Here is a 23,393-nt window from a genome sequence, read left to right as displayed (position 1 = left end):
ACCGGGTCCCTTCACGGTAGTTGCGTGCCCCCGCCGGGGCAAGCGCCAGCTGCCATCAGCGGCCGGCGGGTGCCGTCGCGGGGGCTTGGGCCACGGCGGGCGGCTGGGGCGCCACCTTGGGCAGGCGCAGGAAAAAGCGCGTGCCCCGGCCGGGCGCGCTGTCCACCTCGATGCGGCCGCCCAGGGTGCGGGTCACCAGGTTGAACACGATGTTGAGGCCCAGGCCCGTGCTGCCGGCCCCGCGCCGGGTGGTGAAGAAGGGGTCGAAGATGCGGGGCAGGGCGTCGGCCGGGATGCCCTTGCCGTCGTCGGCGAACAGGATCTCCACATGCTCCACCGGCGCCCGGCCGGCGGCGGGCGCCGGCGACGGCAGGGGGGAGACGGTGATGCTCAGGCGCCCCGCCTGCCCAGGGCCGTAGGCATGCAGCGTGGCGTTGACGATCAGGTTGGTCAGTATCTGGCTGAGCGCCCCGGGATAGGTGTCCAGCACCAGACCGGCCGGGCAGTCTATGGTCAGCACATGGCCTGGCCGCTTCCACTGCGGGCCCAGGCTGATGGCGATTTCCTCCAGGTAGGGCTTCAGCGACAGAACCCGGCGTTCGTCGCTGGTCTGGTCGACGGCGATGTTCTTGAAGCTCTGCACCAGGCGCGAGGCGCGCCCCGCGTTGACGGTCATCAGGTTGGCCGTCTCCTCCACCAGATCCAGGAAATCCATCAGCGCCGTCCGGCGCGGCGGGCCATTGGCCAGATCATCGCGGAATTCCCGCAGGCGGTCGGCCAGGAAGGTGGCGGCGGTATAGCTGATGCCCACCGGCGTGTTCAGCTCGTGCGCCACCCCGGCCACCAGTTCGCCCAGCGAGGCCAGCTTTTCCGCCTGCACCAGGCTCTCCTGGGTGTCGCGCAATTCCTGCAACGCCCGCGCGGTCTCGGCATGGGCCCGCGCCGTTTCCTCCTCATGGCGGTAGCGTTCGGTGACGTCGTTGTAGATCGACACCCAGCCCAGTCCCGGCATGCGGTTGCGGCGGAACTCGACGATGCGTCCATCCTCGCCGCCGATATGGATGGTGCCGCTGCCTTCCGCCCGCTCCCCATCCGGCCGGCCCTCGGCCCGATAGCGCAGCAGCTGCCACTGCACCAGCAGCTCCCGCTCCTCGTCGCTGGGGGTCAGCTGCGGCGGGCGGGCGGCCTGCAGGGCCAGCAGCCGGCCCAGCCAAGGCACGGCGGCGACCGCCTGGGCGTCGAGCTGCGCGGGGTCCAGCCGGATGGCGTCGTAATCACCCCGGCGGGACTGCCAGCGGGCGAGATCGGGCATATTGGGATAGGTACGGATGATCTCATCCGTGGCGCCGCCGATGGCCGGCCAGTTGCGACTCCACACCACGAAATTGAAGCGCTCATCCATCACCATGAAGCCGCCCGGCACCGCCTCCATGGCGGCGCTGAGGATGGCGGACTTGCGTCGCAGCTCCTCCTCCACCGCGCGGCGGTCGGTGATGTCGCTGTAGCTCAGCACGATGCCGCCGCCGGGGATGCGTTCCTCCACCGCGCGGTACCAGCGGTCGCCGATCAGCCCCTCGCGGGCGATGCCGCGCTGGGACAGGCGACGGGCGATGTAGGCCTCCGGATCCGCTTCCGCCTGGGGCACCTGGCCGGCGGCGATGGAATGGCGCAGCAAATCCTCGAACCGCCACCCCAGGATGACGCCCGGCGCCGGCGAGCGGGGAAACATTTCATGATAGCGGTCGTTGGCGAACACCACCCGGTCGTCGGGCCCGAAGACGACGATGGCCTGGGAAAAGCGCTGCAGCACGGCGTAAAGCTGGGCCGCCATGGCCGGCGACGGTTCAGGTGCCGCCAGGCCTTGGGGCCGCGAGGCCTCGGACGGGTCAGTGTCGCCGTGCGCTGTCATGCCGTCCCTGATGCCTCCCGCTGTTTCCCGGGTACGGGGTCAGACTATCCGTTGCGATCGGGCAATTGCAATCAGACTTACTCTTTTTACGTGCATAGACCCAAAAGCGCGGCACGGCTTGCAGGAGGTAGCCTGCACCAGACGCGACGCGGGGGCCAGGGCGACGCACGCTGAACCTTGTTGCGCCCGTCCCACGCATGTTCTACCTCTCGCGCTGTCGTCCGGCCGCTATCCGGATGGCGTAGGTTTCGCCGACGTTCACGGGTGCTATACCCCTAGGCGATATCAGGCTATACGTGCCCCCGTGCCGCCCCGCTGGAGGCTGCCCCGACCCGGGCGCCTGGGGAATCGGGTTTTCAAGGAGAGTGCGAGCAATGCCGTATGTCGTGACCGAGCAGTGCATCAAGTGCAAGTACACCGACTGCGTGGAAGTCTGCCCCGTGGACTGCTTCTACGAGGGTGACAACATGCTGGTCATCCACCCCGACGAATGCATCGACTGCGGCGTCTGCGAGCCGGAATGCCCGGCCGAGGCCATCCTGCCGGACACCGACGGTCGCGCCGAGGAGTGGCTGGAGATGAACCGCCAGTACGCCGTCGCCTGGCCGAACCTGAACCGGAAGAAGGCGGCGCCCGCCGACGCCGACGCCTTCAAGGGCGTGCCGGACAAGTTCAAGACCTATTTCAGCGACAAGCCGGGCAGCGGCAACTGAGATTGGCATAAGGCGCCGCCGTCCCCGGGACGCGCGGCGCTTTTTCTTTACTCTTCCGGCGGGCCTGCCTAAATCTTCGGCGGCCCCTGCCCAAGACATGCGCGATTCGCATGTCCGACATCCTGGCCTATGCCGGGAACTTAAGCCGAACACGGTCTTGTCGACCTGTCATCGCACCGTCATATCGGGTATAGTCCTGGACGCGAGGATCGGCACGCCGTTCGCGAACGCTTAAGTGCGTGCCACATTCCCCCAGCGCCTTCGTGCTGTTCGTCCCTTGTCGCGGCCCCCTGCCGGGCCGACAGCGACCTTTGCATGCCGTTCCCGGCGTCCAGGCCCGTCTTCCGTGAGGCGGGACTTTAAAAGCCGAATTGTGAGAGCCGATCCAAATGACCGATAAGCTCGATTTCGTCACTGGTGATTACGTCGTTTACCCGGCCCACGGGGTGGGACGCATCGTGGCCATCGAAAAGCACGCCATCGCCGATATGGAGGTGGTGCTGTACGCCATCACCTTCGAGAAGGAGCGGATGACGCTGAAGGTGCCGGTGATGAAGGCCAAGAACGCCGGCCTGCGCCGCCTGTCCAGCAAGGATCGGATCAAGGACGCGATGGAGACCCTGCAGGGCCCGTCCAAGATCAAGCGCATCATGTGGAGCCGCCGCGCCCAGGAGTATGAGGCCAAGATCAACTCCGGCGACCCCGTGTCCATCGCCGAGGTGGTGCGCGACCTGCACCGCGGCACCGACCAGTCCGACCAGTCCTACAGCGAGCGGCAGATTTACCACGCCGCGCTGGAGCGCCTGGCCCGTGAGCTGGCCGCCGTCGAGAAGATCGATGAGCGCAAGGCGACCGAGCGGCTGGAAGCCGTGCTGGCGAAGGCGGCCTGAGGGGCGGCCTAAGCCATCCGCCGCGAGATCCACCGGTATCCGCCCATTGGGGGTACGGTTCGCTGGCATCACTATACTTAGTGGAAAAAGGGGTGATCGGGCTCGATCGCCCCTTTTTTCATGGGACGGCGGCGCATACACTGGTCGGCAACTTCCTCTGCCGGTCTGACCCAACGCATGAACGAACAAGAGCGCTTTGTCGTGCTGGGCCGTCCACGGCGCATCTGGGCCGTGGGGGCGATCCATGGCGACGTCGACCGGCTGGCCGCCCTGCACGACGACATCGGCGCGCGTTTCCAGCCGGGCGATCGGCTGATCTATCTGGGCAACCTGATCGGCCGCGGCCCCCGCGTGCGGGACACGATGGATGAGCTGTTGTCCTTCCGCCGCGCCGTCCTGTCTGTGCGCGGCGTCATCGTCAGCGACCTGGTCTACCTGCGCGGCGGGCAGGAGGAGATGTGGCAGAAGCTGCTGCAGCTGCAGTTCGCCCCCAATCCCACCGAAGTGCTGCAGTGGATGATGACCCAGGGCGTGGACGCCACGCTGGCGGCCTATGGCGGCAGCGCCTACCAGGGGGTGGCCGCCGCCCGCGACGGCGCCGTCTCGCTGGCCCGCTGGACCGGCCAGCTGCGCACCGCCCAGCGCGCCGCCCCCGGCCACGACACCCTGTTCGCGGCCTTGCGCCGCGCCGCCTATACCGAGCGGCGGCAGGAACGGCTGCCCGAACTGCTGTTCGTCAACGCCGGCATCGACACCTCGCGCCCCCTGGCGGCCCAGGGCGACAGCTTCTGGTGGGGCGGCGGCACCTGGTCCCGCATCGAGGGGCCCTACGCCGGCTTCGGCCGGGTGGTACGCGGGTACGACCCCAGCCACGGCGGGCTGGCGGCCACGCCCGCCACCGTGACCCTGGACGGTGGCTGCGGCTTCAGCGGCACCCTGGCCTGCGGCTGCTTCGGCCCTGATGGCGACCTGCTTGAAGTGGTCGAGGTCTGACCGTCCCGCAGGTTGACGGCGGCCGCCCGCCCCCTCACTTAAGGGGATGACCTGAACAGGAGGCTGCCCCCCTTGTCCCGCATCGATGAAACCCGCCCCTTCCTGCCGGTGCAGATCGCCGTGATGACGGTGTCCGACACCCGCGACCCGGCGACCGACAAATCCGGCGACACCCTGGTGGAGCGGCTGACCGGCGCCGGCCATGTGCTAGTCGCCCGCGCCATCGTGAAGGACGACCAGGCGGCCATCGCGGACCAGCTGCGGGCCTGGATATCGGACCCGGCGGTGGACGTGGTCATTTCCACCGGCGGCACCGGCCTGACCGGCCGCGACGTGACGCCGGAGGCGTTCGAGAGCGTCTATGAGAAGCGAATCGACGGTTTCGGCGAGATGTTCCGCACCCTGTCCTACGCCAAGATCGGCACCTCGTCCCTGCAAAGCCGGGCCACCGGCGGGGTCGCCGGCGGCACCTACCTGTTCGCCCTGCCGGGCAGCCCCAGCGCCTGCCGCGACGGCTGGGACCTGATCCTGCAGTACCAGCTGGACAACCGCTTCCGGCCTTGCAACCTGGTGGAGATCATGCCCCGCCTGCGGGAGCACCTTCCCTAAAGGCGGAGGCCTGGGGCGGCGTCGCCGTGCGATTTCGGTTAAGGGCGGCCCCCCGCAGTTGAAGCGACGGGTGAAAACCTGTATCGATTCAAGGCCCGGCCGGACGCGCCTTTTCCATGCCGTCCAGCCCGTGGCCAGACGCGTTCCGGGGATTCCTTTCCCAGGGGATATCGCCTACGGGCGACGGGAACGTGGGCGGCCAGGGATGCCGGCACCAAGAATGCGGGACCAGGAGAACGACCCCATGACGCGAACCTATATCTCGATGGCCAAGACCGGCGGCCAGGGCAAGACGCTGGTGGCCCAGATGCTGGTCCTGCAGCACGAGCAGAAGGGCGCGCCCGTGAAGCTGGCCGCCGCCGACAGCGACACGCTGAACCAGCGGTCCAAGTTCGGCCGCCTGTTCGCGGGCGTGAAGGAGCTGGGCATCGGCGAGCAGCTGACCAACATCAAGACCTCGACCGACCCCAACCTGGCCATCAAGTATTGGGACGAGTTCGGCCGCACCCTGCTGGAGGGCGGCTATGTGGTGGACGTGGGCGCCAACGTGGCCGCCGACCTGTTCGCCTGGGCCGAGGCGCGCAACGCCGGCGCCCTGCTGCGCCGCCGCAACAGCAACCCCATCGACCTGATCGTCACCACCAAGGCCGAGGCACAGGCCATCGAGGACGCCCGCGCCCTGATCCAGTACTCGTTCGACAAGAACGAGTGGCTGCCCTTCGGCCGTCGCTTCGTGGTGCTGAACGAGGTCGCCGGCGGCTTCGCCCCGTATGAGAACGACCAGTCCTTCCGTCGCCTGAAGAGCTTCCAGAGCCAGGGCGTCGGCCTCATCACCATCAAGCGCTGCGAAAGCGACATCTGGAAGCTGCTGGAGAAGGAGTTCATCTCCGTCCGCGACGCGCTGAAGATGACCGACGCCGACCTGGAGAAGCGCTACGGCATCGACGTGTGGACCGGCCACAGCGGCCTGACCGACCTGCGTGCCTGGGCGCAGGAGACGCTGACCTCGTTCGAGAAGGCCGGCTTGTTCCCGGCCACCGAGCGCGCGGACGCCGAGGCGGCCTCGGCCGAGTAAGCGCCCCTCCCCTTCCTGGATCGGGCCCGGCCCCGCCCCGTAAGCGGGCAGGCCGGGCCCTTTCCATTTCAAGGATACCTCGCCATTGGTCCGCTTCGAGAACGTCGGCCTGCGCTATGGCACCGGGCCCGAGGTGCTGCGTGACATCAGCTTCGAACTCGCGCCCGGGTCCTTCCATTTTCTGACCGGCCCCACCGGCGCCGGCAAGTCCAGCCTGTTGAAGCTGCTGTACCTGGCGGAGCGGCCGTCGCGCGGCCTGATCACCCTGCTGGGCCATCCCCTGTCCAAGACCCCGCGCAAGGCCCTACCCGCCATCCGCCGCCAGATCGGCGTGGTGTTCCAGGACTTCCGCCTGATGAACCATCTGACGGTGTTCGACAACGTGGCCCTTCCCCTGCGCCTGGCCGGCCAGGACGAGGCCCACGTGCAGGAAAGCGTGACGGAGCTGCTGTCGTGGGTGGGGCTGAAGGCCAAGCTGGACGAGCGGCCCTTGCGCCTGTCGGGCGGACAGAAGCAGCTGGTGGCCATCGCCCGCGCCGTCGTCACCCGGCCCAAGCTGATCATCGCCGACGAGCCCACGGGCAACATCGACCGTGAGATGAGCCTGCGCATCATGCGGCTGTTCATCGAGCTGAACAAACTGGGCACCACCTGCCTGGTGGCGACGCACGACATGGTGCTGGTCGACCGCCTGCAAAAGCCGGTGATGGAGCTGTATGAGGGCAAGCTGGCCGATTCCGGTTGGTGGATGGAGGGGGCCGCCAGCAGCGCCGTGGGCCCCGCCCAGGCCTTGGCGCCGGACGACCTTGCGCCGGACTTTTGACCCAGCACAAATCGGCCACCCCACCGCCGGCGTTAAGCTCCCCTTCAGGGTTGCCCCCTTATCCTGACGCCAGAGGACCAGCGCCCCAAACGCGGAGTCGGCTTTAAGGCCGATTTCTGCTATCCAGACGATATAGACATCACCCCCGCCCGGCCCGCCGCCGGCTTCTGATGGAGTGCACACGCCTGTGACCAGCCCCGCCCGCGACACTGCCGCCCCCGGCGACGCCTCCCGGGTCGAAAGCCCGGCCGACCATTACCTGGACGACATTCAAGCCACCGGCGCCGTGCCCTTCATCCTGGTGCACCTGGCCTGCCTGGGCGCCATCTGGACCGGGGTTTACTGGCAGGACGTGGCCCTGGCCGTCGGCCTCTACGGCCTGCGCATGTTCGGCATCACCGGCGGCTACCATCGGTATTTCTCGCACCGGGCCTATAAGACCAGCCGCTGGTTCCAGTTCATCCTGGCCTTCATCGCCCAGACCTCGGCCCAGCGCGGCATCCTGTGGTGGGCGGCGAAGCACCGCCATCACCACCGCTACTCCGACACCCCGGCGGACGTGCATTCCCCGGCGCAGCGCGGCTTTTGGTATGCGCACATGGGCTGGATCTTCACCGCTCGCCACGACAAGACGGACCTGGCCGCCGTGCCGGACCTGGCCAAGTTCCCCGAGCTGCGCTTCCTGGACCGGTTCCACTACCTGCCGGCCTTCATCCTGGCCGTCGCCGTGTGGTTCGCGGCCGGGTGGTCGGGCCTGGTGGTGGGCTTCTTCTGGAGCACCATCGCCACCTACCACGGCACCTTCTGCATCAACTCCCTGGCCCATGTGTACGGCCGCCGCCGCTACCTGACCGGCGACGACAGCCGCAACAACTGGTGGTTCGCCCTGCTGACCATGGGCGAGGGTTGGCACAACAACCACCACGCCTATCAGAGCGCCGCCTGCCAGGGTTTCCGTTGGTGGGAGGTGGACACCACCTACTACATCCTCAAGGCGCTTTCCTGGGTGGGCGTCACCTGGGACCTGCACCGCCCGCCGGCCGCCGTGGTGCGGGGCGAGCAGCGCCTGGGCAAGGCCATCATCGAGAAGGCCGCCGGTCAGCTGGCCGCCACCTTCCATGTGGAGCAGATCGCCGCCCGCCTTCAGGCCACCCTGGCCGACAGCCCCTCGCTGGCCGACGTGAAGGCCGAGTTGCAGCACAAGCTGCAGAACGCCCGCGCCCAGGCGGAGGCCATGCTGGCCTCGCTGCACATGCCCGAGCTTCATATGCCCGCCATGCCCAGCCTGCCCGAGCTGCACATGCCGAGCATGCCCACCCTGCCCACGCGGGAAGAGCTGAAGGAGCGGGCCGCCGCCATGTTCGTGCGCACCACCTCCATGGACGATATCGTCGACCGGGCCCGCCAGCTGCTGATCGAGGCCGTCTGCGCCCGCCTGGCCACCAGCGCCGCCTGACCCAACCGCTTCACGACAAGGCCGCCCTGGGGCTTCAGGGGCGGCCTTTTTGTTGCCCAAGCGACGTCCTGCCGCCCCAAATGTTCATGTTGTGTTCTTATTTTGCCGGGCGTAGGCTGCCCCCCGGGTAACGGAGGGAACCATGGTCGACATCCTGGATGACCGCCCCCTGAAGGGCCGGGGCACCATCTCCAACCGCGTGGGCCGGTTCGAGGCCCACGCCCGCGTGCGCACCGACGACGGCTGGGCTCGGGCGGGGACCGACGGCTGGGATGAAGAGGCCGATCTGGAGGCCGCCCCCGCCACGCAGGTGCGGCTGGACACCTCGCGCAGCGTCATCAGCTACAACGACAGCCCGGACGTGAATTTCGACCGCTCCATCAACCCCTACCGGGGGTGCGAGCATGGCTGCGTCTATTGTTTCGCCCGGCCCAGCCACGCCTATCTGGGCCATTCCCCGGGCCTGGATTTCGAAACCATCCTGTACGCCAAGCGCGACGCCCCGGCGCTGCTGGCCAAGGAGCTGAGGGCCAAGGGCTACACGCCCCGGCCCCTCGCCCTGGGCGCCAACACCGACGCCTATCAGCCCATCGAACGGACGGAGCGCATCACCCGCGGCGTGCTGGAGGTGCTGCGTGACTTCCGCCACCCGGTGGGCATCATCACCAAGTCGCCCCTGGTGCTGCGTGACCTGGACATCCTGGCCCCCATGGCGGCCGACGGCCTGGCGCGCGTCTCGGTCTCCATCACCACCCTGGACCGCGACCTGGCGCGCAAGCTGGAACCCCGCGCCGGCACGCCGCAGCGGCGCCTGGACGCGGTGCGCCAGCTGTCACAGGCGGGCGTACCCGTCAGCGTCCTGGCCTCCCCCATGATCCCGGCGCTGAACGACGCGGAGCTGGAGGGCATCCTGGCCGCCGCCAAGGAGGCTGGGGCCACCCAGGGCCATTACATCCTGCTGCGCCTGCCCCGGGAACTGGGCGACCTGATGGAGGAGTGGCTGCGCCTGCACGTGCCCGACCGGGCCGACCATGTGCTGAGCCTGATCCGCCAGTGCCGCGACGGCGGCCGCAACCATGCCGAATTCGGCACCCGCATGCGCGGCACGGGTGCCTACGCCCAGTTGCTAAACGCCCGCTACAGGCTGGCGGTCAAGCGCCTGGGTCTGGACCAGCGGCGCTGGAGCATGCGCTGCGACCTGTTCCAGCCGCCACCCCAGGCGGGCGATCAGCTGCCGCTGTTCTGAAGCGCAAATGACAAAGGCCGGTCCCCGCCAGGGACCGGCCTTCGCATGTCCAGGGCCCGGCGCGGGCGCCGGGCTCAGGAGGATCAGAACGGGCTGACGCCGGCCTGGATCAGGTACAGGCGGGCGATGTCGGCGGTGCCGTCAGTGCCCTTGATGCTCTTCATGGCGTCCAGCGCCTTGGGCTTCTGACCGGCGGCCAGGTAGGCCTGGACCAGGCGCAGCTTGGCCTCTTCCGGATACTTCAGCTGGTCCTTCTTGATGCCGGCCTGAATGACTTCGATGGCCTTGGCGGCGTTGCCCAAGGCCAGGTACTGCGTGCCGACGCGCACCAGCTGCTTGCCGTCAGGCTGCGCGCCGGCTTCCTTCTCGTCATCCGGCAGCTTGCGCTGATCGTCATCGACCTGCTTGCCGGCCATGTCGGCCAAGCGCTTCTCGCGGTCGCCCTGGGCCTTGCCCAGAATGCCGGCCTTGAAGCCCTTGTCCATGACGGCCTTGGCCTCGGTGCCCAGGCCGTCGCTCATGGCCAGCTGGGCGAATTCCAGATAGGGGCCCGGATCCTTCACCAGGCCGGCACCGATCTGCAGGCGCAGCACGTCGATCTGCAGGCGGTTGGAGTTGAAGCCGGGCAGCTTCTGCACGCCACGGATCACGCTCTCCCAGCTTTCCTGGTCCGGGTAGTTCACCAGCAGGCGCTCCATCGCGTCGAGGAAAGCAGCCTTGTGATCCATGTTGTATTCGGCGTTGGCAATGGTCTGCAGCAACGTCTTGGAGGGCTTGCCACCCTGGGCCTGGATCATGGCGCGCGCGGCCTTGGAGGCGTTGGCGTAGTCCTTCTGGTCCAGGTAAATCTGGATGCCCAGTTCCTTCAGGTGGTTGTCGGTGCCGCCGTCCTTGTAATAGCGGTCGGACGCGGCGGAGAACTTGGCGTAGTTCTTCGCGGCGAAATAAGCCTCGCCGATCAGCCTGTCACGATTCAGCTTGTCGGCATCCGCCAGCTGGCAGGTCGACAGGGTCGATTCCAGCGACTTGGCGAAATTGCCCATATCCTTCTGGCCGCTGTAGGCCGAGGCACGCAGCGTCTCGAAGGTGCAGGTCTCGAAAGCAGACTTCGTCTTGCTGGCCTTCTCGGCCTCGTCGATCTTGTCCAAGGCTTCCTTGAACTTGCCCGCCTTCAGCGCGGCCTGGGCTTCCTGCAGCGGCTTGCCGACTTCCGGGCTGAACTTCTTGGCTTCGGCAGCGTGGGCCGGCGTGGTGGCGCTGATGACAACGGCGCCGCCCATGGTGAGCGCCGAGGCGAGCAGTGCGGCACGAAGGAAGTGCGTGGCGATCATTCCGAGGACTCTACCTGCTTTGTTGAAGGGCTGGACCGACGAGCGGCCCCTCATATCGGGAAATCTAATCGGTAATTGGGGAGAAATCGGGACAGTCATCCCGAAACGGGCCCGTGCCCCCAAAAGATCACGAGCCCCCAAAAACGGTTACGGCGGCCCCGCATCCCAAGACCAGCTCGGGTAACGAGGCCGCCGCATACACGGACTTAGTCCATGAACTGTTCCGCACCCACCAGACCCAGCTTGGTCACGCCCAAGCGCTGGGCCGAGGCCATGACCATCGCCACGGTGTTATATTTGGCCAGCTTGTTCGGCCAAAGATGAACCTCGGGCTGCGGGTTTTTGGTCGCCGCGTCCTTCAGACGCAACTCAAGTTCATGGCGATCAACGGTGGTTCCGTTCCACTGAATCGTGTTGTCGAAATCCACCATGATGTTGACGATCTCAGGCGGCGTCGTATTGGTCACCGGCGGGGTCGCCGACGGCATGTCCAACTTCACCGCATGGGTTTGGATCGGAATGGTGATGATCAGCATGATGATCAGAACCAACATCACGTCGATGAGCGGCGTGGTGTTGATGTCCATCATGGCTTCGTCTTCACCGCCTCCGCCAACGTTCATACCCATGGCTTAAACTCCTTCGGAGGACCGTCAGTGCGCGACCGGGATCGCGCCTGCCGGCGGCTCGGTGATGAAACCGATCTTCACGATACCGGCCCGCTGGGCCGCCACCACCACCCGGCCCACATACTCGTAGCGCGCATTCTTGTCGCCGCGGATGTGGACTTCCGGCTGGGGCTTGTCCACGGCGCGCACCTTGAGCTTCTCAAGCAACGCGCTGTAGTCCGGCACCTTGGACTCGTTCCAGAAGATGTCGCCGTCGCGGTTGACCGCGATAACGATGTTTTCCGGCTTGGTCTTGGTAGGCTGATTACGTTCCTTCGGCAGGTCCACGTTCACCGTGTGGGTGACGACGGGGACCGTAATCAGGAAGATGATCAGCAGCACCAGCATGATGTCGACGAGGGGGGTCGTATTGATCGCCGATACGACCTCGCCATCATCATCACCATCGCCGGCAGAACCGACGTTCATCCCCATGTTTACGCGCTCCGAGCGGACTTGCCGGCGCCGAGACGGCCACCGCTGACCAGCAGGGCATGCAGGTCGGCGGAGAAGTTGCGGACGCGGTCCATGGCGGTCTTGTTGCGGCTCAGCAGCCAGTTGTAACCCAGCACGGCGGGCACGGCGACGGCCAGACCGATGGCGGTCATGATCAGGGCTTCACCGACGGGGCCGGCGACCTTGTCGATCGAGGCCTGACCAGCGATGCCGATGTTGGTCAGGGCGTGATAGATGCCCCACACCGTACCGAACAGACCGACGAACGGACCGGTCGAACCGACGGTGGCGAGGAAGGCCAGGCCGCCCTTCATGCGGTTGCTGATGCTGTCGACCGAGCGCTGCAGCTGCATGGTCACCCAGGTGTGCAGGTCGATCTGGTCGACCAGCGTGCCCTCGTGGTGCTCGGTGGCGCGCAGACCGTCTTCGACCAGCATGCGGAACACGCTGTTCTTGCTCAGCTTGGCGGCGCCATCGGCCAGGGACGGGGCGGTCCAGAAGGACTTGTCGGCCTGGGCGGCGGAGCGCAGCAGCAGGGTCTGCTCGATCAGCTTGGTGACGATGATGTACCAGGTGCCGGTCATCATGATGACCATGATCATCAGCACGCCGCGGGACACGAAGTCACCGCCGTTCCACAGGGCGTTCAGGCCGTAGGGGTTCTCGACGGTCGCGGTGGCGGCCGGCGGGGCGGCGACGTCGCTGGCGGCGGCGTCAGCGGCGGGCGCGGCGGCCGGAGCGGCCGGGTCAGCGGCCGGAGCGGCGGCGGCCGGGGCCGAGCTGTCGGTGGACGGGGTCGTGGTCTGGGCGACCGCGACCGAGGTGAAGGTACCGACGACCAGGGCGACCATGGCAAAGCGCACCATGGAACCGGCGGTCAGCTTGAAACGCTCCCTAATGCTCATGACAATTCCAACACATTTGGGTTGAGGGGATGAGGAACCCTTGCGCATCAGCGTCTAAGAGGCCCCGGTTTTCTTGAACTGTTAACGCGCGTCCTTGAGCTGGAAGCGGTAGGCAGCCTTGGTCGACGACCAGGTCCCGACGGCCTTGCCTTCCTGCTGCTCAGCTGAGCACTTCCAAACGCCGCGCTGGGCCTGCCTGACCACTGCCTCATCGAGGCGATCATGGCCGCTCGACTCCAGAACTTTGGCGTCCGTCACACGGCCGTTGGCATCACAGTATACGACGAACACGACACGGCCTTCTTCACCGAGGCGCGAGGACGCGGAAGGATATTCCGGCGGGCTCTTTTGGAATGACGTCTGGTCCACCTTGACCGGCACGGACGCCGGCGCCGGCGGGGCGGCGGGCGCGACCGGGGCGGACGGCGGCACGACCACCGGCGGCTTAGTCGTCGACACCGGGGCCGGGTTCGGCGGCGGCGGCGTATCGATATTGACCTCGACCGGCGGCACGAAATCCGGCGGCCGAACGGTCTGCGGCGGCGGGGGCGGAGGCGGCGGAGGCGGCGGCGTCTCGTCCTTGATCTCTTCGATGATCCTGGTCTCCACAGGACCCTTGACCACCTCGACGACCTTGTTCGCAAGGCCGGTGACGAGAGCGTAGACGATGCCGGCCTGGATCAGGACTGTGGCGACCAGCCCGATCAACCGGCTGCTTGACGATTGTTTTGCGGTGTAAGGCATTTTCCTGCGGTCACATCACGAAGGAAGACACCGCATCGGAAAACGCCGCGGCGCATCCGAGCGGAAGTGATTCAGCGGAGGCAGGACGGGGGGAATCCGTGATGCCCGGGACCTGGGGTCCGCCTGGACATCGAAACGCAATCCTGGGGTCGACCAACACCGACCTTCCCACATCTGCCTCCAATTCATTTGCGAAGCAGTATCCGGCACCCGTGGCGCACATCCGGTTATTTCATAACCTGACGAACACCAGCCCCAAGCACCACGGCCCACTTTTCAGGGACCTGAACACCGCTTGCGATCGTCGTCGACCTTCACAGTCGAGCCTTGTTGGGTTTTCGTATGCCCGATTTCTAGGACGCACGCAAGCGGCAGGTATGCAGGAAATGACTCTCTCGGTCACTGCCTGTCTTAAACCACTCGGCCTTCGTAATTTCATGCAACTTTCGCGGGGCACGATCGCCATTTTGCTGCATTGCAGCAGGGGCTTGGGGACTCTCCTCCGTTAACCTGTGGGACTGTTTCTTTTCAGTCTTCTAAGGCACATTGTGAAAGCAGGCCGATAACACCATGGGTTTCGCGGACGCGGCGATCCGCCCCATCTTGAAAAATTCTGAAAAAAATCTACACGGCATAGCTGTGCCGTCCCGATTCCGGATCGAAGTAGGCATCGAACAGAACCGCGACGCTGCGGACCAGGGGTCGAGCCTCCTCCCTTACCTCGACCCTAGTTTTATCACAGATAATCATATCATCGTCGGCAAGCGCGGCCAAGGCGTGGCGGGTCGCAGGGGTCAGGATCTCTTCCAAAGAACCTCCGTGGCGGCGGCAGGTATCGCTTAAGTCCACCGAAAAGCGGCACATCAACTGTTCGATGATGTCCGCGCGCAGCCTATCGTCATCGCTGAGCGCCAGCCCCTTGGCCACCGCCCAGGCCGCGCCGCGCCCCTCCGCATGGGCTTCCCACGCCTTAAGGTAGGCGGGCACCTCCACCTTGTTCTGGATATATCCCCCGCGCGTGCGGCCGATGGCGGAGGCGCCGAAGCCCAGCAGCGCCGTGGCCGTGTCGACGGTATAGCCCTGGAAATTGCGTTTCAGCCGGCCGGCGGCGTAGGCCGTGGCCATCACGTCGTCCTTGCGGGCGTAGTGGTCCAGGCCGATGGCGACATAGCCCGCCGCCTCCAGCGCCGCCGCCATGGCGGCGGCCTGCTCGGTCCGCTGGATGGCGCCCGGCAGGGCGGACGTCTCGATGCGGCCCTGATGGGCCTTCAGCGACGGCATGTGGGCATAGCCGAAGACGCTGAGCCGGTCGGGCGCCAGCTCCAGGGCCTGGGCCACGGATTGGACGCAGCTGTCCACCGTCTGGTGGGGCAGGCCATAGATCAGGTCCAGGTTGATACCGCCGATGCCGGCCTGGCGCAGGCGGGCGACCGCCTCCGCCGTGGCGGCGTAGGGCTGCACCCGGTTGATGGCCCGCTGCACCCGGTCGTCAAAGCTTTGCACGCCCAGGCTGGCCCGGGTGACGCCCGCCTGCCCCAACGCCGCCGCCATGGCCGGGATCAGGGTGCGGGGGTCGATCTCCACCGCGATCTCCGCCGTGGCCGCCGGCCGGCCGAAGCGCTGGGTCAGCCGGTCCATGAGCGACAGGAAGGCGTCGGGGGGCAGCAGGGTGGGCGTGCCGCCCCCGAAATGGATGTGGGTGACGGGCGGCGTCCCGCCCCCCCTGGACAGCGTAGAGTCGGGGACCAGCGCCGCCGCCACGGCGTCGATCTCCGCCTCCAGGGCGGCCTGATAGCGGCGGATGGGCGCCTCATGGTTGACCACGGTGGTGTGGCAGCCGCAGTACCAGCACATGCTGCGGCAGAAAGGGACATGCAGGTAGAGGGACAGGGTGTCGGCCGCCGTCAACTGCCCCAGCCAGCGGCGGTAGTCGTCGGCCGTGACCGCGGCGCTGAACTGCGGCGACGGCGGATAGCTGGTGTACCGGGGGACGCGCTGGTTGCGGTACTTGGCGACGAGATCGGGGCGCATGGGGCGGACCTGGCGGACGATGTGGGGGACGGCTTGAGGACGGACGCATGCTGCGCCCGATGCGTCGGTGGCAAAATGATCTGCCTCAACCTCTCCTCATTCCCGGCCCCCTCATTCCCGGAGGTCCAAAGCTTGCCCGCGAGGGGGGCGGTCGGCCATCATGACGGCCACGCCCGAGCATAAGCTGTGAACGATGCCCCGCCCCCGCAAGCCCGCCTCCGAAATTATCATACAGTTGGGACCGCCCACCCTGCGGCCGGAGCTGGACGCCGGCCACGCCCATGACAGCCTGGTCTGCGGCGTGGACGAGGCCGGGCGCGGGCCCCTGGCCGGCCCGGTGGTCGCCGCCGCCGTCATCCTGCCCGTCTGCCCCCCCGGCAGCAGGGAGGCGCCATCCTGGTGCGCCGGCATCAACGACAGCAAGAAGCTGACGGCCGCCGCCCGCGACGCGCTGTTCGACGCCATCCGGGCCAACGCCCGCGTGGGCGTGGGCATCAGCACGGTGGAGGAGATCGACACCGTCAACATCCTGCAGGCGACCTTCCTGGCCATGCGGCGGGCGGTGGAGGCCTTGGCGGCCGATGGCGGCCCCGCCCCCCTGACCGCCCTTGTGGACGGCAACCAGCGCCCGGTGGCCCTGCCCTGTCCCCGCATCACCACCTTGGTCAGCGGCGACGCGCTGAGCCTGTCCATCGCCGCCGCGTCGATCATCGCCAAGGTCACCCGCGACCGTCTGATGGCGGATCTGGCCCTGTCGCACCCCGGTTACGGGTGGGAACGCAACGCCGGTTACGGCACGGCCGAACATCGTGACGCAATCAAGATGTTGGGGGTCACGCCCGCTCACCGCCGTACATTTGCTCCAATCTCAGAACAATTGGCTCTAAACCTTTGACTCTACTGACTCTTGCCTAAAAAATTACATTGACGGCGACTCGGGGCCAACTCATTGTCGGCAAAAATCAACCCCCGATTCGGCGAATATTCCCCATGTTGAAGACCACGGAAACCCGTACTGACTCCAAGACCAAGTCCAAGGTGCGGGAGGCGGCGCCCGCCAACCGGATACTTGTGGGCGACTGCGTTTCCCTGATGCAGGGTCTGCCGGCCGGATCGGTCGACATGGTGTTCGCCGACCCGCCCTATAACCTGCAGCTGTCGGGCGACCTGATGCGCCCCAACCACACCCGCGTCGACGGCGTGGACGAGGAATGGGACCGCTTCGCCGACTTCGCCACCTACGACCGCTTCACCCGCGACTGGCTGGCCGCCGCCCGCCACGCCCTGAAGGACGACGGCACGCTGTGGGTCATCGGCAGCTACCACAACATCTTCCGCGTGGGCGCCATCCTGCAGGACCTGGGCTACTGGATCCTGAACGACATCATCTGGCGCAAGACCAACCCCATGCCCAACTTCAGGGGCAAGCGCTTCACCAACGCCCACGAGACCATGATCTGGGCGGCCAAGTCGCAGGACGCGAAGTACTTCTTCGCCTATGAGGCGATGAAGAACCTGAACGAAGAGCTGCAGATGCGCAGCGACTGGCTGTTCCCCCTGTGCACGGGGTCGGAGCGCCTGCGCGACGCCGACGGCAACAAAGCCCACCCCACCCAGAAGCCGGAGGCCCTGCTGTACCGCGTGCTGTCCAGCTCCACCCGCGTGGGCGACACGGTGCTGGACCCGTTCTTCGGCACCGGCACCACGGGGGCCGTGGCCAAGCGCCTGCGCCGCAACTGGATCGGCATCGAGCGGGAGAAGACCTACGCCGAGGTCGCCCTGTCGCGCATCGCGGCGGTGGAGCCCGCGGCCGAGGCCGAATTGCTGGAGCCGCCGTCCAAGCGCGCCCAGCCGCGCGTGCCCTTCGGCTGGCTGGTGGAGCGCGGCCTGCTGCAGCCCGGCACCACCCTCTATGACACCCGCCGCCGCCACAGCGCCCGCATCAAGGCCGACGGCACCCTGGTGGGCGCCAACCACCTGGGTGAGCACAATGGCTCAATCCACAAGGTGGGTGCGGCCATGCAGGGCCTGCCGGCCTGCAACGGCTGGACCTTCTGGCACTATGTCGAGGGCGGCCAGTTGGCCCCCATCGACATGCTGCGCCAGCGCGTCATCGCCGAGATGCACTGAGCGGCCCTTCCCCGCCCCGGCCGGCGGTGGTAGAGGAGCGGCCCATGAACAAGCTCTTCGCCCAAGTGACGGGCACGGCCGCCAAGGCCGCGCCCGCCCAGGTTCTCCCCTCGGCGGCCAATCCCCCCGCCCTGGCCCGCATCTTCGTGCGCGACCTGGTGGTGATGGCCACCGTCGGCATCTATAACCATGAGAAACGTCAGGCCCAGCGCCTGCGGGTGAACATGGACATGATGGTGCTGGACCGGTTGGGCGCACGCCGTGACGACATCGCCGACGTGGTGTCGTACGAGGACGGCGTCACCATCGTCCGCGAGCTGGCGGCCCAGGGGCACCTGAACCTGGTGGAGACCTTCGCCGAAACGGTGGCCCAGCGCCTGCTGGCCGATGGCCGGGTGCACAGCGTCACGGTGCGGGTGGAAAAGCTGGACGTCTTCCCCGACGCCGCCTCCGCCGGGATCGAGATCACCCGCCAGCGGGGGTGAGATTCAGCGGCCGCGACAAGAAACGGGTGGCGTTCACTCCCCCGCCAAGGCCTTGACCTGGAAGCCGTTGCTGCGCAGCGCCTCGACCACCCGGCCGGCGTGGTTGGCGGAGCGGCATTCGACCGTGATGTCGATGTCGGTGGCCTTGACGTTGGCGGTGCTGAACAGGCGCTGGTGCACCGCCTCGATGATGTTGCCGCCGGCCTCGCCGATCAGGGTGGTGATGCGGCCCAGGGCGCCCGGCCGGTCGGGAATGACCACGCGCAGGGTGACGATGCGGCCCTCGCGCACCAGCTGGCGCAGGATGACGCTGGCCAGCACGCGGCTGTCGATGTTGCCGCCGGACAGCACCAGGCCCACCTTGCGGCCGGCGAAGCGCTCCGGATGCTTCAGGGCGGCGGCCAGGCCCGCGGCGCCCGCCCCTTCCGATACCGTCTTCTCGATGTTCAGGAACAGGGCCACGGCCCGCTCCACCTCCCAATCCTCCACCAGGATGATGTCGTCGACCTTTTTCCGGACGATCTCCAGCGTGGTGGCGCCCACGTTCTTGACGGCGATGCCCTCGGCGATGGTGTCGCCGCCCACGCTGACCGGCAGGTTGTGCAGGGCCTGGTACATGGGCGGGTAGGCCGTGACCTCGACGCCGATGACCTCGATATCGGGCTTGCGCGCCTTGGCGGCGATGGCCATGCCGGATATCAGGCCGCCGCCGCCCACCGGCACCAGCAGCACGTCCAGGTCGGGGGCGGCGTTCAGCATCTCCAGCGCCACCGTGCCCTGGCCGGCGATGACCAGCGGATCGTCATAAGGGTGGACGAAGACATAGCCGTGTTCCTGCTGCAGGCGTTCGGCCTCCGCCGCCGCTTCCGCCAGCACAGCGCCCTTCAGCACCACCTTGGCGCCGAAGTTCTCCGTATGCTCCACCTTGATGAAGGGGGTGCCCTCGGGCATCACGATGGTGGCGGGGATGCCCAGGCGGCCGGCGTGGTAGGCGACACCCTGGGCGTGGTTGCCGGCCGACATGGCGATGACGCCGCGCCGGCGCTCCTCCTCCGTCAGGGACAAGAGGCGGTTCAGCGCGCCGCGTTCCTTGAAGCTGGCGGTGAACTGCAGGTTCTCGAACTTCACCCAGATTTCGCAGCCGGCGATGCGCGACAGGGTGCGCGAGGGAATGCAGGGGGTGTCGATCACCTGGCCGCCCAGCGCCAGGGCCGCCGCCCGCACATCCTCCAGGGTGACCTTGTCCACGCCCGCGCTGTTATCCATGAGATCTGTCCTTGAGAAAGGCGTCCTTGAGGGCGCCAACCATAGACCTCAAGCAACGGCCCGCGACAGGGGATTTGTCGCGGGCCGCTTCGCTTGATCCTTACTCGGCCGCCAGGGACGTGGACTGACCGGGCGTGCCGGTGCGCCAATCGCGCAGCAGCGCCTCTTCCTTGGCCTTCACCTCGGCGTAGGCCTTCTCCTTGACGTGGCCGTAGCCGCGGATCTTCTGCGGCAGCTCGGCGATCTCCACCGCCAAGCCGTGGTTGTCCTCCGACAGGCCGGCCAGCAGTTCCGCCACCGTGGCGCGGAAGTCCACGATCAGCTGGCGTTCCATGCGGCGCTCGGCCGTGCGGCCGAAGACATCCAGGGCGGTGCCGCGCAGCCCCTTCAGGCGGGCCAGCAGGCGGAAGGCCGTCAGCATCCAGGGGCCGAAGGCGCGCTTGCGCATCTCACCCGTGGCCGGGTCGGCATGGGACGCGGTGGGCGGGGCCAGGTGGAAGACCAGCTTGTAGTCGCCCTGGAACTGCTGGCGCACCTGATCCAGGAAGCCGGTCTGGGTGTAGAGGCGCGCCACCTCGTATTCGTCCTTGTAGGCCATCAGCTTGAACAGCGTGCGGGCCACGGCCTCGGTCAGCTGGTCGGCGCCCGGCACCTTGGCCGTCTCCGCCGACCACACCTGGGCCACCAGCTGGCGATAGGCGTCGGCGTACGCCGCGTCCTGATAATCGGTCAGGAAGGCGGCGCGGCGCGCGATGACCTCGTCCAGCGTCTGCGACAGGCGGCGGTGGGGCTGGTCGGCCGCCGGACCCTTGGGCGTGGCGATCTTCTCAACCGCCGCCTGGTCCAGGGCGGCGCGGCGGCCCCAGCGGAAGGCGTCGGTGTTCATCTTCACCGCGGCACCATTCATCTCGATGGCCTTCTCAAGCGCCTCGGCGCTGACCGGCACCAGGCCCTTCTGGTAGGCATAGCCCAGCATGAACAGGTTGGTGGCGATGCTGTCGCCCAGCAGGCCGGTGGCGATGCGGGTGGCGTCCACGGCGTTGACGGCATCGGCGCCGCAGGCCTTGGCCACGGTCGCCACCATGGACCCGCCGTTCATCTGGAAATCGGGGTTGGTGACGAAGGCGGCGGTGATGGCCTCGTGGGTGTTCAGGATGGCGTGGGTGCGGCCCTTGGCCATCTTGGTCAGGGCGTCGGCATTGGCCGCCACCACGATGTCGCAGCCCAACACCACGTCGGCGCCGCCGGCGGCGATGCGGGTGGCATGGATGTCCTCCGGCCGCTCGGCGATGCGCAGGTGGCTGGTGACCGCCCCGCCCTTCTGCGCCAGACCGGCCATGTCCAGGACGGTGCAGCCCCTGCTTTCCAGGTGGGCGGCCATGGCGACGATGGCGCCGATGGTGACCACACCGGTGCCGCCCACGCCCGTCACCAGGATGTTCCAGGGACGGTCCAGGGGCCGGCGCGCCGGCTCCGGCAGAGCCTCGAAGGCATCGGTCTTGCCACCGGCGGGCTTGGGCTTGCGCAGAGAGCCGCCCTCCACCGTCACGAAGCTGGGGCAGAAGCCCTTGAGGCAGGAAAAGTCCTTGTTGCAGCTGGACTGGTCGATCTGGCGCTTGCGGCCGAACTCTGTCTCCACCGGCACGACGGACAGGCAGGAGGACTTGGCCGAGCAGTCGCCGCAGCCCTCGCACACCAGCTCGTTCACCACCACCCGGCGGGCCGGGTCGGGGAAGGTGCCGCGCTTGCGGCGGCGGCGCTTCTCGGCGGCGCAGGTCTGTTCATAGATCAGGACGCTGACGCCCTTGATCTCGCGCATCTCGCGCTGCACCCGGTCCAGGTCGTCGCGGTGCTCGATGGTGGTGAAGGCTGGCAAGCCCTGGCCCAAGCCATACTTTTCCGGATCGTCGCTGACCACGACGATGCGCTCCACCCCCTCGGCCTCCAGCTGACGGGCGATCTGGTGCACGGACAGGCTGCCGTCCACCTTCTGGCCGCCGGTCATGGCGACGGCGTCGTTGTAGAGGATCTTGTAGGTGATGTTGACCTTGGCCGCGACCGAGGCGCGCACCGCCAGGATGCCGGAGTGGAAGTAGGTGCCGTCGCCCAAATTGGCGAAGACATGCTCCTCCCCCGCGAAGGGCGACTGGCCGATCCAGTGCACGCCCTCGCCGCCCATCTGGCTGAAGACGTCGGTGTTGCGGCCCATCCACGTCACCATGTAGTGGCAGCCGATGCCGGCCAGGCCGCGGCTGCCCTCGGGCAGGTGGGTTGAGGTGTTGTGCGGGCAGCCAGAGCAGTAGAAGGGAGCCCGGACCACGGTGCTGGCCGAGGCGGAGGGGCGCAGCTGCGCCTCCAAGGCGCTCACCCGCTCCGCCACCCTGTCGACCATGATGCCCAGCTTGGCCATGCGGCCGGCGAGCGCCAGGGCGATGGTGGTGGGCGACAGCTCCGCCTTTTCCGACAGTAGGGGGCGGCCGTCCTCATCCGTCTTGCCCAGGATGCGGGGGCGACGATCCCAGTTGTACAGCTGTTCCTTCAGCTGCGCCTCGATCAGGGCGCGCTTCTCCTCCACCACCAGCAGCTCTTCAGCGCTCTCGGCGAATTCGCGGATGCCATGGGGTTCCAGCGGCCAGGTCATGGCCACCTTGAAGATGGCGATGCCTAAATCCGCCGCCATCTCGGCATTGATGCCCAGCTCATCCAGGGCCTGGCGCACGTCCAGATAGGATTTGCCAACGGTGACGATGCCCAGGCGGGGCTTGGCGGCCCCCAGGATGACCTTGTCCAGGCGGTTGGCCCGCGCGAAGGCGCGCGCCGCGTCCAGCTTCCACTGGATCATGCGGTCTTCCTGGATCAGCGGCGTGTCGTGCAGGCGGATGTTCAGGCGGCCCGGTGGCATCTCGAAATCGGCCGGCAGCACCACGCCGCTGGTGATGTCGGGCACCCGCACGATGGCGGAGGTGTCGATGGTGTCGGCCAGGGCGGTGAAGCCGACCCAGCAGCCGGAATAGCGCGACATCTCCCAGCCGATCAGGCCGTAGTCCAGGAACTCCTGCACGCCGGCCGGGCTCATCACCGGCATGAAGGCGTGGATGAAGGCGTGGTCCGACTGGTGCGGCAGGGTGGAGGATTTGGAGGCGTGGTCGTCGCCAGCGATGGCCAACACGCCGCCGTGGCGGCTGGTGCCGGCGAAGTTGGCGTGCTTCAGCGCGTCCAGCGAGCGGTCGACGCCGGGGCCCTTGCCGTACCAGATGCCGAACACGCCATCGACCTTGGCGCCCTTGAACAGGTTGACCTGCTGGCTGCCCCAGACGGCGGTGGCGCCCAGTTCCTCGTTCACGCCCGGCTGGAAATGGATGTTGTGGCGGGCCAGGTGCTTGCGCGCCTGCCATAGCGCCTGGTCGTAAGCGCCCAGGGGGGAGCCGCGATAGCCCGAGATGAAGCCGGAGGTGTTCAGGCCCGCCGCGCGGTCGCGGTCGCGCATCAGCATGGGCAGGCGCACCAACGCCTGGGTTCCGGTCATATAGACCCGGCCGTCCCGCAGGACGTACTTGTCATCGAGGGTAACGGCGGCCAGCGTCATAACGCATCTCCCACTCGGGTGAAACTGGTCCCCTGCCTTGCCTTGCAGGCCATCGCCCGATGCGGTCGGGTCGCGGC

20 protein-coding genes are annotated in these 23,393 nt (G+C 67.4%); 11 read left to right on the top strand and 9 right to left on the bottom strand.

Annotation, left to right across the window (positions count from 1 at the left end):
* Positions 1-55 precede the first annotated feature (55 nt).
* On the bottom strand, positions 56-1,909 hold the full coding sequence (locus tag UAJ10_RS13840) for a PAS-domain containing protein (RefSeq protein ID WP_322915880.1): 1,854 nt from the start codon (positions 1,907-1,909) through the stop codon (positions 56-58).
* A 374-nt stretch (positions 1,910-2,283) separates the two neighbouring features.
* Here UAJ10_RS13840 and fdxA point away from each other — a divergent pair, with 374 nt between their 5' ends.
* The 8 genes from fdxA (at position 2,284) to UAJ10_RS13800 (ending at position 9,714) form a co-directional block, all read left to right on the top strand.
* Positions 2,284-2,622 carry a ferredoxin FdxA gene (gene fdxA / locus UAJ10_RS13835; RefSeq protein ID WP_322915879.1) on the top strand — a complete coding sequence of 113 codons (339 nt, stop codon included), beginning with the start codon at positions 2,284-2,286 and terminating at the stop codon, positions 2,620-2,622.
* 389 nt (positions 2,623-3,011) lie between these two features.
* Positions 3,012-3,512 (top strand): CarD family transcriptional regulator, encoded by a 501-nt coding sequence (locus UAJ10_RS13830; RefSeq protein ID WP_040845774.1) that lies wholly within the window; start codon positions 3,012-3,014, stop codon positions 3,510-3,512.
* A 177-nt stretch (positions 3,513-3,689) separates the two neighbouring features.
* Positions 3,690-4,505 carry a metallophosphoesterase family protein gene (locus tag UAJ10_RS13825; RefSeq protein ID WP_322915878.1) on the top strand — a complete coding sequence of 272 codons (816 nt, stop codon included), beginning with the start codon at positions 3,690-3,692 and terminating at the stop codon, positions 4,503-4,505.
* Between the two features lie 72 nt (positions 4,506-4,577).
* Positions 4,578-5,114, top strand: a complete 537-nt coding sequence (moaB, locus tag UAJ10_RS13820) for a molybdenum cofactor biosynthesis protein B (RefSeq protein ID WP_322915877.1) — start codon at positions 4,578-4,580, stop codon at positions 5,112-5,114.
* 244 nt (positions 5,115-5,358) lie between these two features.
* Positions 5,359-6,189, top strand: a complete 831-nt coding sequence (locus UAJ10_RS13815) for a hypothetical protein (protein ID WP_322915876.1) — start codon at positions 5,359-5,361, stop codon at positions 6,187-6,189.
* An 85-nt stretch (positions 6,190-6,274) separates the two neighbouring features.
* Complete coding sequence (gene ftsE, locus UAJ10_RS13810) at positions 6,275-7,012, top strand: cell division ATP-binding protein FtsE (RefSeq protein ID WP_322915875.1); 738 nt, start codon at positions 6,275-6,277, stop codon at positions 7,010-7,012.
* A gap of 187 nt (positions 7,013-7,199) precedes the next feature.
* Entirely contained in the window at positions 7,200-8,468 is a 1,269-nt protein-coding gene (locus UAJ10_RS13805) for an acyl-CoA desaturase (protein WP_322915874.1), read from the top strand.
* Positions 8,469-8,610: 142 nt separating this feature from the next.
* Positions 8,611-9,714 (top strand): PA0069 family radical SAM protein, encoded by a 1,104-nt coding sequence (locus UAJ10_RS13800; protein WP_322915873.1) that lies wholly within the window; start codon positions 8,611-8,613, stop codon positions 9,712-9,714.
* Between the two features lie 83 nt (positions 9,715-9,797).
* Here UAJ10_RS13800 and UAJ10_RS13795 read toward each other — a convergent pair whose 3' ends face one another.
* The 6 genes from UAJ10_RS13795 to hemN form a co-directional block, all read right to left on the bottom strand.
* Entirely contained in the window at positions 9,798-11,045 is a 1,248-nt protein-coding gene (locus UAJ10_RS13795; RefSeq protein ID WP_322915872.1) for a hypothetical protein, read from the bottom strand.
* A gap of 206 nt (positions 11,046-11,251) precedes the next feature.
* The gene (locus UAJ10_RS13790; protein ID WP_322915871.1) at positions 11,252-11,674 is read right to left on the bottom strand and encodes an ExbD/TolR family protein; all 423 of its coding nucleotides are present in this window, start codon (positions 11,672-11,674) and stop codon (positions 11,252-11,254) included.
* A gap of 24 nt (positions 11,675-11,698) precedes the next feature.
* Positions 11,699-12,148, bottom strand: coding sequence for an ExbD/TolR family protein (locus tag UAJ10_RS13785; RefSeq protein ID WP_322915870.1), 450 nt, complete (start codon positions 12,146-12,148; stop codon positions 11,699-11,701).
* Between the two features lie 2 nt (positions 12,149-12,150).
* Positions 12,151-13,074, bottom strand: coding sequence for a MotA/TolQ/ExbB proton channel family protein (locus tag UAJ10_RS13780; RefSeq protein ID WP_322915869.1), 924 nt, complete (start codon positions 13,072-13,074; stop codon positions 12,151-12,153).
* Positions 13,075-13,155: 81 nt separating this feature from the next.
* Positions 13,156-13,818 carry an energy transducer TonB gene (locus UAJ10_RS13775; protein ID WP_322915868.1) on the bottom strand — a complete coding sequence of 221 codons (663 nt, stop codon included), beginning with the start codon at positions 13,816-13,818 and terminating at the stop codon, positions 13,156-13,158.
* Positions 13,819-14,442: 624 nt separating this feature from the next.
* Positions 14,443-15,849, bottom strand: coding sequence for an oxygen-independent coproporphyrinogen III oxidase (gene hemN, locus UAJ10_RS13770; RefSeq protein WP_322915867.1), 1,407 nt, complete (start codon positions 15,847-15,849; stop codon positions 14,443-14,445).
* A gap of 229 nt (positions 15,850-16,078) precedes the next feature.
* Between hemN and UAJ10_RS13765 the strand changes: the two genes are divergently transcribed.
* The 3 genes from UAJ10_RS13765 to folB all read left to right on the top strand — a co-directional run bounded on the left by UAJ10_RS13765 (position 16,079) and on the right by folB (position 18,464).
* A complete protein-coding gene (locus UAJ10_RS13765; protein ID WP_416235393.1) occupies positions 16,079-16,744 on the top strand; it encodes a ribonuclease HII in 666 nt (221 codons plus the stop codon).
* 197 nt (positions 16,745-16,941) lie between these two features.
* Positions 16,942-17,979 carry a site-specific DNA-methyltransferase gene (locus tag UAJ10_RS13760; RefSeq protein ID WP_246130165.1) on the top strand — a complete coding sequence of 346 codons (1,038 nt, stop codon included), beginning with the start codon at positions 16,942-16,944 and terminating at the stop codon, positions 17,977-17,979.
* 44 nt (positions 17,980-18,023) lie between these two features.
* Complete coding sequence (gene folB / locus UAJ10_RS13755; protein ID WP_322915866.1) at positions 18,024-18,464, top strand: dihydroneopterin aldolase; 441 nt, start codon at positions 18,024-18,026, stop codon at positions 18,462-18,464.
* A 33-nt stretch (positions 18,465-18,497) separates the two neighbouring features.
* Here the strand turns inward: folB and UAJ10_RS13750 are convergent, their stop codons facing one another.
* Both UAJ10_RS13750 and UAJ10_RS13745 read right to left on the bottom strand, forming a co-directional pair.
* Positions 18,498-19,730: a threonine ammonia-lyase gene (locus tag UAJ10_RS13750; protein WP_322915865.1), complete on the bottom strand. Its 1,233-nt coding sequence runs from the start codon at positions 19,728-19,730 to the stop codon at positions 18,498-18,500.
* A 100-nt stretch (positions 19,731-19,830) separates the two neighbouring features.
* Positions 19,831-23,316, bottom strand: a complete 3,486-nt coding sequence (locus UAJ10_RS13745) for an indolepyruvate ferredoxin oxidoreductase family protein (protein WP_322915864.1) — start codon at positions 23,314-23,316, stop codon at positions 19,831-19,833.
* Positions 23,317-23,393: the final 77 nt, after the last annotated feature.

Source organism: Nitrospirillum guaranorum, from assembly GCF_034653275.1.
Lineage (GTDB): Bacteria > Pseudomonadota > Alphaproteobacteria > Azospirillales > Azospirillaceae > Nitrospirillum.
The sequence above is the reverse complement of the archived record's forward strand: the minus strand, read 5'-3'. Positions and strand labels throughout refer to the sequence as shown.